At 44.9% G+C, this 7878-nt stretch carries 7 protein-coding genes and 1 pseudogene; all 8 read right to left on the bottom strand.

The genetic code is table 11. The features are described 5' to 3' along the window. Positions 1-578 (bottom strand): amidophosphoribosyltransferase (locus ACW12G_RS03070; RefSeq protein WP_455647237.1); only part of this gene is annotated, 578 nt, incomplete at its 3' end. Then, positions 560-2782 (bottom strand): annotated as a pseudogene (gene purL / locus ACW12G_RS03065) (phosphoribosylformylglycinamidine synthase subunit PurL). The gene ACW12G_RS03070 and the pseudogene purL, both read right to left, overlap by 19 nt. Before the next feature lie 69 nt (positions 2783-2851). Beyond that, entirely contained in the window at positions 2852-3520 is a 669-nt protein-coding gene (gene purQ, locus ACW12G_RS03060) for a phosphoribosylformylglycinamidine synthase subunit PurQ (RefSeq protein WP_010006384.1), read from the bottom strand. Next, positions 3517-3783 (bottom strand): phosphoribosylformylglycinamidine synthase subunit PurS, encoded by a 267-nt coding sequence (gene purS, locus ACW12G_RS03055; RefSeq protein WP_010006383.1) that lies wholly within the window; start codon positions 3781-3783, stop codon positions 3517-3519. The genes purQ and purS overlap by 4 nt, the downstream gene beginning before the upstream one ends. 11 nt (positions 3784-3794) lie before the next feature. After that, on the bottom strand, positions 3795-4538 hold the full coding sequence (locus tag ACW12G_RS03050) for a phosphoribosylaminoimidazolesuccinocarboxamide synthase (protein WP_147000585.1): 744 nt from the start codon (positions 4536-4538) through the stop codon (positions 3795-3797). Continuing rightward, on the bottom strand, positions 4525-5640 hold the full coding sequence (purK, locus tag ACW12G_RS03045) for a 5-(carboxyamino)imidazole ribonucleotide synthase (protein ID WP_455647236.1): 1116 nt from the start codon (positions 5638-5640) through the stop codon (positions 4525-4527). Before purK ends, ACW12G_RS03050 begins: the two co-directional genes overlap by 14 nt. Next, entirely contained in the window at positions 5637-6122 is a 486-nt protein-coding gene (gene purE / locus ACW12G_RS03040) for a 5-(carboxyamino)imidazole ribonucleotide mutase (RefSeq protein WP_010006377.1), read from the bottom strand. The genes purK and purE overlap by 4 nt, the downstream gene beginning before the upstream one ends. Positions 6123-6407: 285 nt before the next feature. After that, a complete protein-coding gene (locus tag ACW12G_RS03035) occupies positions 6408-7868 on the bottom strand; it encodes an ABC transporter substrate-binding protein/permease (RefSeq protein WP_455647245.1) in 1461 nt (486 codons plus the stop codon). Between the last annotated feature and the right edge of the window lie 10 nt (positions 7869-7878).

The following is a 7878-nucleotide window of genomic DNA, read 5'->3' as shown; positions in this document are numbered from 1 at the left end:
AGATAAGCAAACCCACCGCGCACAATATTCAAGGCTTCTTTCAACTTGTCCACAAACTTATCCGCCTTTGAGCGGCGAATCAAGTGCAATAAAATTTCTGAATCTGATGAACTTTGGAAAATGGCGCCCTCTTTTTCCAACCCTTGACGGAGTGACTTCGCATTCGTCAAATTACCATTATGGGCCAAAGAAATTTGCATATCGTGAAAATTCACCATCAAGGGTTGAATGTTTTCAATGCCGTGAGAACCAGCCGTTGCGTAACGGACATGCCCGATAGCACTTTCGCCAGCCAACGCTTCAATCCGTGTTGGATCACGGAAAACATCACTCAACAAGCCTAAGCCACGTTCTTGCCAAAGATGCCCATCATGGTTAGATACGATGCCTGCACCTTCTTGACCACGGTGTTGCAAGGCGTGCAACCCGTAATAAGTCAATTGCGCAGCATCTTGTCGGCCCCAAACACCAAAAATCCCACATTCTTCGTTTAAGCTCCGCACATTGACACGGGCTGTTTCCGCCTGTCGCGCCAAATTAGCGGCCATTTCCTGTGTGGTTACGCTTGTAATTGCCATGAGATACTCTCCTGATAAACCTTTTGTGCTGCCTGACGTGACAACACAATTTCGTCGGTTGTTGTTGCCACAACAATATCATCGCCGGTTGTGACGTCGCCAATACGCGTGGCTAAATCGCCCGCCAAGGCTTCAAAAGCAGCCACTTTATCTGCCGCCACACTCACCACGAACCGGCTTGGTGTTTCGGCAAACAAATATGGTGTCGCTAAGTTTGTGTTGACATTGAAGCTCAATTGACCAGCAAAACTGCTTTCCAACAAACCAACAATCAAACCACCTTCAGCCAAATCATGCGCGCTAGCCAGTAACTGTTGCCCAATTGCTTGACGGACAAGCGTTTGAGCGGCCATTTCTGCTGCATCATCAAATTCAAAGAGTTGGCCGTCAATCGTGCCGGTTTGCATTTTTTGGATTTCTGAACCGTTGAAACTCGCTTGTGTTGCCCCAATCACATAAATCACATCGCCGGCTTGCTTAAAGCCAATCGTCGTCGCAAGGTCAACGTTATCCAGTAACCCAACCATCCCGATCATTGGCGTTGGGTAAATAGCTTGACCATCAGTTTCATTGTAAAGCGAGACATTTCCCGAAATAATTGGTGTGTTGAGTTGCTTGGCCACCTCATTAATACCGGCAACCGCTTGATCTAATTCATAATACACTTCTGGATTATCTGGTGACCCAAAGTTCAAGCCATCCGTAATCCCAATTGGCAAAGCACCCGTTGCGACAATGTTACGGGCCGCTTCAGCGACTGCCATTTTCGCCCCAACACGGGGATTTAAGTACAAATAACGTGCATTGACATCGGTCGTCATGGCCAACGCCTTCTTTGTGCCACGCACGCGCACCAAACTGGCATCACCACCAGGCTTAATGGCCGTATCCGCACGCACCATTGAATCAAAATGACGGAATAGACTGGCCTTTGAGGCAATCGTTGGTTGGGCCAACAAGTCAAGAATTGTCTGTTTGACATCAGACAAGTCAGGTTGATACTGATCAGCCGTAAAGGTTGCCAAACGCTTTGGTTCAGCCATTGGCAAGTCTTGCTTTGGCGCATGTGTCAAAAAGTCAATCGGCACATCAGCGACAATTTCATCATTAAATGACAATACGTAGCGGCCATTATCTGTTACTTCACCAATCACCACAGCATCCAAATCCGCTTCGTGGAACAAATCTAAAATGGCTTGTTCTTCACCGCGCTTCACCACCAATAACATGCGTTCTTGTGATTCTGACAACATCAGTTCATAAGGGGTCATGTGCGTTTCACGTTGCGGCACTTTGTTCAAATTCAACGTAATACCCATGCCAGCTTTAGCGGCCATTTCAGAACTTGATGACAACAATCCAGCAGCGCCCATGTCTTGAATCCCAACGATAATGTCAGAGTGGTCATGAACAGCTTTTAATGTCGCATCCATAACCAACTTTTCTAAGAAAGGATCACCAACTTGGACTGCTGAACGATCTGATTCGTGTTCAGTTGAGAACTCTGCTGAAGCAAATGACGCCCCGTTAATCCCATCGCGGCCAGTTTTGGCGCCAACATAGATAATCGCATTCCCAACACCTTTGGCTTGACCGACTTGCATAGCCGCTTGGTCCATTAAACCAACCGCCATAACATTGACCAAAGGATTACCCGCGTAAACATTATCAAAGCTGATTTCACCACCGACTGTTGGAATGCCAATCGCGTTCCCGTAACCAGCAATACCGGCAATCACACCATCAACAATGTGCTTCGTGTGCGCATCGTCTAATTCTCCAAAACGGAGTGAATCAAGCACAGCAATGGGTTGCGCACCCATTGAGAAAATATCACGCAGAATGCCACCAACACCAGTTGCCGCACCTTCATAAGGTTCAACGAAACTTGGATGGTTGTGACTTTCAGCTTTGAAAACGACCGCCTGGCCGTCACCAATGTCTAAGATTCCTGCCCCTTAACCTGGTCCTTGCAAGACGCGTACATTTGTTGACCAGAACTTAAGTAAAATTGGCTTTGATTTCTTATACGACACGTGTTCAGACCACATGCCAGAAAAAATACCCGTTTCCGTATAGTTAGGGAGGCGCTTGAGTTCAGCAACGATCAAATCGTATTCTGCTTCCATTAGTCCCCATTGTGTGTAAATTTTTGAATCACGAACTTGCTCAGGTGTGAGTTCGTTACTTGTGACTGTTGTCATGTTTTTTTGCCTTTCAATAAAACGTCAATAATTGCCAAACGGCATGCCCCGATGTTGACTCAACCTCGTCTATGCGCGTGCCAAGATACCAGAAAGAATGCTTTTGAAGAAGTTTTGACCATCAATGTTACCAGTCACAGCATCCACTGCCCGTTCAGGATGTGGCATCATGCCAAAGACATTGCCCTGTTCATTCATGATCCCAGCGATATCGTTGGCTGATCCATTAGGATTTTCGACATAACGGAAGACAACTTGTTGATTTTCTTCTAACTTAGCCAAAGTGGCATCATCGGCATAGTAATTCCCTTCACCATGCGCAATAGGAATCATGATCGTTTCTGCTGGATCATACGCATTTGTAAAGGCAGTTTGTGAATTAGCGATGCTGAGTGGCACTTCATCACAGATAAAACCAGGGGTAGCATTAACCAATAATTGACCTGGTAACAAACCAGCCTCAGTTAAAATTTGGAAACCATTGCAAATCCCAACAATCAACTTCCCGTCATTGGCTGCTTGCGTCACCGCACTCATAATTGGTGAAAAACGGGCAATCGCCCCAGTTCGCAAGTAATCGCCATATGAAAAGCCACCTGGCAAAAAAATGGCATCAAAGCCAGTTAAATCATTGGCTTTTGCGGAAATAATTTGCGCATCAACACCGAAATCTTGTAAAGCATAGAGCATATCAAAATCACAGTTTGAGCCAGGAAAACTAATTACTGCGGCCTTCATGCAGTCACCTCATCTTCAACTAAACTCAAATCAAAGCGATACGTTTCTGTATTTTGATTAATCAACAACGCATCCGTAAAGCTTTCAACTTCTGCTGTCGCTGTATCAACATCCTTAGCATGCAACTTCACTTCAAAATACTTACCTTGCGCCACTTGTTCAACACCGGCGTAATCCATACGTTGGAGGGCTGCCTTGATGACTTCACCTTGTGGGTCCAAAATTGAGGGCTTATAAGTCACATAAATCTTTGCTAAATACATTTTTTCTCTCCTTAAATCGCTTTCTGTAATCGTGTGAGGACGTCGTGATAGCCAACCGTGACATCACCTGTGTGTTGGCGGAAAACATCTTTATCTAATGACTTACCAGTGGCAATATCCACTAAACGCATGTTGTCGGGTGATAATTCATCGGCTAAGATAATTTTGCCAGCGACTGTACGGCCAAATTCTAGTTTGAAATCAACCAGGCGAATGCCAACTTGTTCAAAAAGCACGCTGAGTAATTGGTTAACATCTTGTGATTTTTGACGTAATTGGGCCAATTCAGCGGCAGTCGCATGACCCAACGCCAAAATCTGAGAATCATTCATGAACGGATCATCTAGGGCATCCGACTTGAAATAAAATTCTTGCACCACCGGCGTTAAGGCTTGCATTGGTGTGGCAGCAAACTTGCTGACAAAGTGTCCTGAGGCATAGTTACGCGTCACAACTTCAATCGGCAAAATGTCTAAGGCCGTCACCAATTCATCGGTGGCTGAAATCGACTTCAAGTAGTGATTGTCAATCCCGTGTCGCGTCAAATAGTCAAATAATAACTGGCTAATGGCACTATTAAGCTCCCCTTTACCAGTAATCGTTTCCTTGACTTTACCGTTTAAAGCAGTGGCTTGATCAAGATAATGCACCCATAAAATTTCTGGGTCATTGGTGGTATAAACCTGTTTGGCTTTACCCGTATATTTAAGAGTGGCTTGTGTAATCTCACGATTTTCAAATTCAACGCTGGCCATGTGTCTGACTCCATTCATCTAGTTTCTGGCTATTATCATCACCAATCACCGTAATATGCCCCATTTTACGATCACGTTTGATCGCTGCCTTGCCATAATCATGGAAATGCCATTCCGGATGATTGACGAAATCTTCCCGTGCTTGCTGGATTTCATCGCCCAAAAGATTAAGCATGAGGGCTGGTGCTTGCGCGGTAATCGCTGGCAGTGATAAGCCAGTAATACTACGAATATGCCCCTCAAATTGAGAAATATTCGTCGCTTCAATGGTGTAATGTCCTGAGTTATGCGGGCGTGGCGCCAGTTCATTGACCCACACATGATCATCACTGACAAACAATTCAATGCCCAACACGCCACGTAAGGACAAGCTATTGGCAATACTCGTTGCGATTTGTTGAATTTTGGCTGTATCGGCCGCACTTAACACGGCTGGGGCAGCACTGGTTTTTAAAATATGATTGACATGGACGTTTTCTGCAATGGGCCAAAAGACCACGCGATCATTGGCATCACGTGTCACCATGATACTCAATTCTTTTTTAAATGGGACGCGTTGTTCCAAAATCAGCGTGCCTGTAGGAAAATCAGCCAAAAGAGCTGCCACATCCGCTTCATTGTCAACTGACCACTGACCATGGCCGTCATAACCACCACTGACGGTTTTTAAAATGGCTGGTAAGGTAATCCGACCAATCGCATCGGCAAATTCTTTGGCGGAGTGGATGGCCATAAATTGCGCAACTGGGACTTTCGCCACATCACGGATAAACGTCTTCTCAGTTAAACGATTACTGGTAATTTCTAGTAGTTTAGTCCCTTGTGGCACTAAATCAGCATGTTTCGCCAGTGCCGTCACGTCGACGTTTTCAAATTCGTAAGTCAACACATCACTGCGGGCAGCTAACTCATCGATTGCTGCTTGATCATCATAGGCAGCCACGATTTGAAAATCGGCCACTTGGCCTGCTGGTGCAGCTGAGGTTGGATCAAGCACACCAACTTTATAGCCCATGTTCTTTGCGGCGATTGCCATCATTTGGCCAAGTTGGCCACCGCCAATAATGCCGATAGTTGCCGGTGGCAAAATAAGATTGGTCATACGAGATCAGCCTCACTATCAATCGATTGTTGGGTTTGCTTGGCACGGTACGCCATCAAATTAGCCAAAATAGCTGGCTGGCCTTGCGCGACAATTTGCGCTGCTAAGATCGCTGCGTTCTTGGCGCCTGCTTCACCGATGGCCACCGTAGCGACTGGTATACCAGCTGGCATTTGCACAATTGACAAGAGTGAATCCAAACCATTGAGTGCCCGTGACTGCATCGGTACGCCAATAACTGGCACTAGCGTATTGGCCGCTAGCATACCAGGTAAATGCGCTGCACCGCCAGCACCTGCAATGATCACTTGTAACCCCTTGTCCTGTGCTGCTTGCCCAAAGGCTTGCAACTGCTCTGGCATGCGATGAGCTGAAATCACATGCTTTTCATAGGTGACGCCCAACGTCTCCAATAATTTGACTGTTTGCTTCATTGTTGGCCAATCACTCGTTGATCCCATGACTACCGCGACTTGTGGCATAATACCCTCCATTGTTCGTTTTTTAACGATAATTCAATCTAACATTAATTATTCGTTCGTCTGCTATTTAAATTTAACAGAAAAAAGCGCAAAATAGTACGATTTTAAATAAGAAAATTCACACAAATTAAAAAAACGTTCGCTATACACGAACGTTACCGTTAATTTAAGCTTGATAAACGAACGTTTGCTTTGTAAGCGTTTCCATAATATCAAAACCTGAATATTCGTTTTCTATCTTGCAATTAAAAAACGGTTTGACAAAATGTCAAACCGTTTTGCACATTAGCGACTGGTACGTGCCATACGCTTTTCAGCATAACCCAAGGCACGACTAATCGTAAAGGTTAATATAAAGTAAATGAATGAGGCAATCAAAAGTGGGAAGAATGGCTTAAAGCTAGCACCTTGTACCACCCCTGTTTGGAACATCAATTCACCAACACCGATGACGGAGACAACAGAACCTTCCTTAATGACTGTTACAAACTCGTTTCCCAAAGCAGGTAAGATATTCTTAACCGCTTGTGGTAACACAATGAAACGCATTGTTTTACGCTTTGACAAACCAAGTGATCGCGCAGCTTCTGTTTGCCCGCCATCAACCGAGTTAATACCGGAACGAATAATTTCAGCAACATACGCAGCTGAATTCAAGCCCATTGCCAGTGAACCGGCGGCAAAAGCTGATAGGTTTAAGCCAATCACTTGTGTCCCGAAGAAGACCATGAACGCTTGGACCAACAACGGTGTCCCACGGACATATTCAACGTAAACATTACCAATCACTCTTAAAATAAAGTTTGGTGATAACTTAAAGAGGGCTAAAATCGTCCCCAAAACAACACCGATAATGACGGCAACTGCTGCTAAGGCCAAGGTGATCAAAGTTCCCTTGACAAACAAGTTACCATACTTTGCCCAGAATGATTGCTTGGCAAACATCAATGTGTTCGCTTCTTTTTTGAATTTATTGAGTTGACCAGATGAGACCATTTGATCAATTGCAGCGTTGATTTTGGCTTGCAAAACTGGCGAATTCTTTGGCATAGCGATAGAAACCGCCCCTTCAGATTCGTTTGGCTTTGGATAAATAACCGCTAAGGCCTTATTTTGCTGCGCATACGCTTCTGAAATTGGATCATTTAAGACAACACCGACAATCTTACCTGCAGACAATTGTGACACAAGATCGGGTACTTTTTGCAAACTAACCAACTTTGAGTTTGCCATGTTCTCTTGCACAAATGTCTCTTGGGTTGTTTGGCGTTGCGCCCCAACCTTCTTACCCGCAAAAGAACTCACATCAGTCGTAAACTGTGGGGCATTTTTCTTGAGAATCAACACCGTTTGTTTCGGTGACATGTAAGGTTTTGAAAAGGCCACCACCTGTTCACGTTCTGGCGTCGCATTGATACCAGAAATAATGACGTCAATCTTACCCGTTTGCAACGCGCCGATTAAGCCATCAAAGCCCATTTCCTTGATTTGCATCTTAACGCCTAAATCTTTGGCAAGTTGCTTGGCCATGGCAACTTCAAAACCGACAATCTCATCACGACCATTGATCGTCGTGTGGAATTCAAACGGTGCATAATCAGCTGACATCCCGACAACTAAGACACCATTCTTTTTAATTTTGGCGTATGTTGCATCCGTGTCGTCCGCATGCGCTTTTGGCACAAAGACCAACAACGTTGGTATGAGCAACATCATGCTAACCAGGACCATTAGCAGCTGTTTCATCTTTTTAAAC

This window comes from Leuconostoc sp. (genome assembly GCF_965300815.1).
This window is presented reverse-complemented; position numbering and strand designations above follow the sequence as displayed.

What these genes read in the sequence shown, in the direction of transcription:
- purQ (WP_010006384.1), bottom strand. Translation starts at nt 3,520, where the DNA reads ATGAAGGCCGCAGTAATTAGTTTTCCTGGCTCAAACTGTGATTTTGAT.
- purS (WP_010006383.1), bottom strand. Translation starts at nt 3,783, where the DNA reads ATGTATTTAGCAAAGATTTATGTGACTTATAAGCCCTCAATTTTGGAC.
- ACW12G_RS03050 (WP_147000585.1), bottom strand. Translation starts at nt 4,538, where the DNA reads ATGGCCAGCGTTGAATTTGAAAATCGTGAGATTACACAAGCCACTCTT.
- purK (WP_455647236.1), bottom strand. Translation starts at nt 5,640, where the DNA reads ATGACCAATCTTATTTTGCCACCGGCAACTATCGGCATTATTGGCGGT.
- purE (WP_010006377.1), bottom strand. Translation starts at nt 6,122, where the DNA reads ATGCCACAAGTCGCGGTAGTCATGGGATCAACGAGTGATTGGCCAACA.
- ACW12G_RS03035 (WP_455647245.1), bottom strand. Translation starts at nt 7,868, where the DNA reads ATGAAACAGCTGCTAATGGTCCTGGTTAGCATGATGTTGCTCATACCA.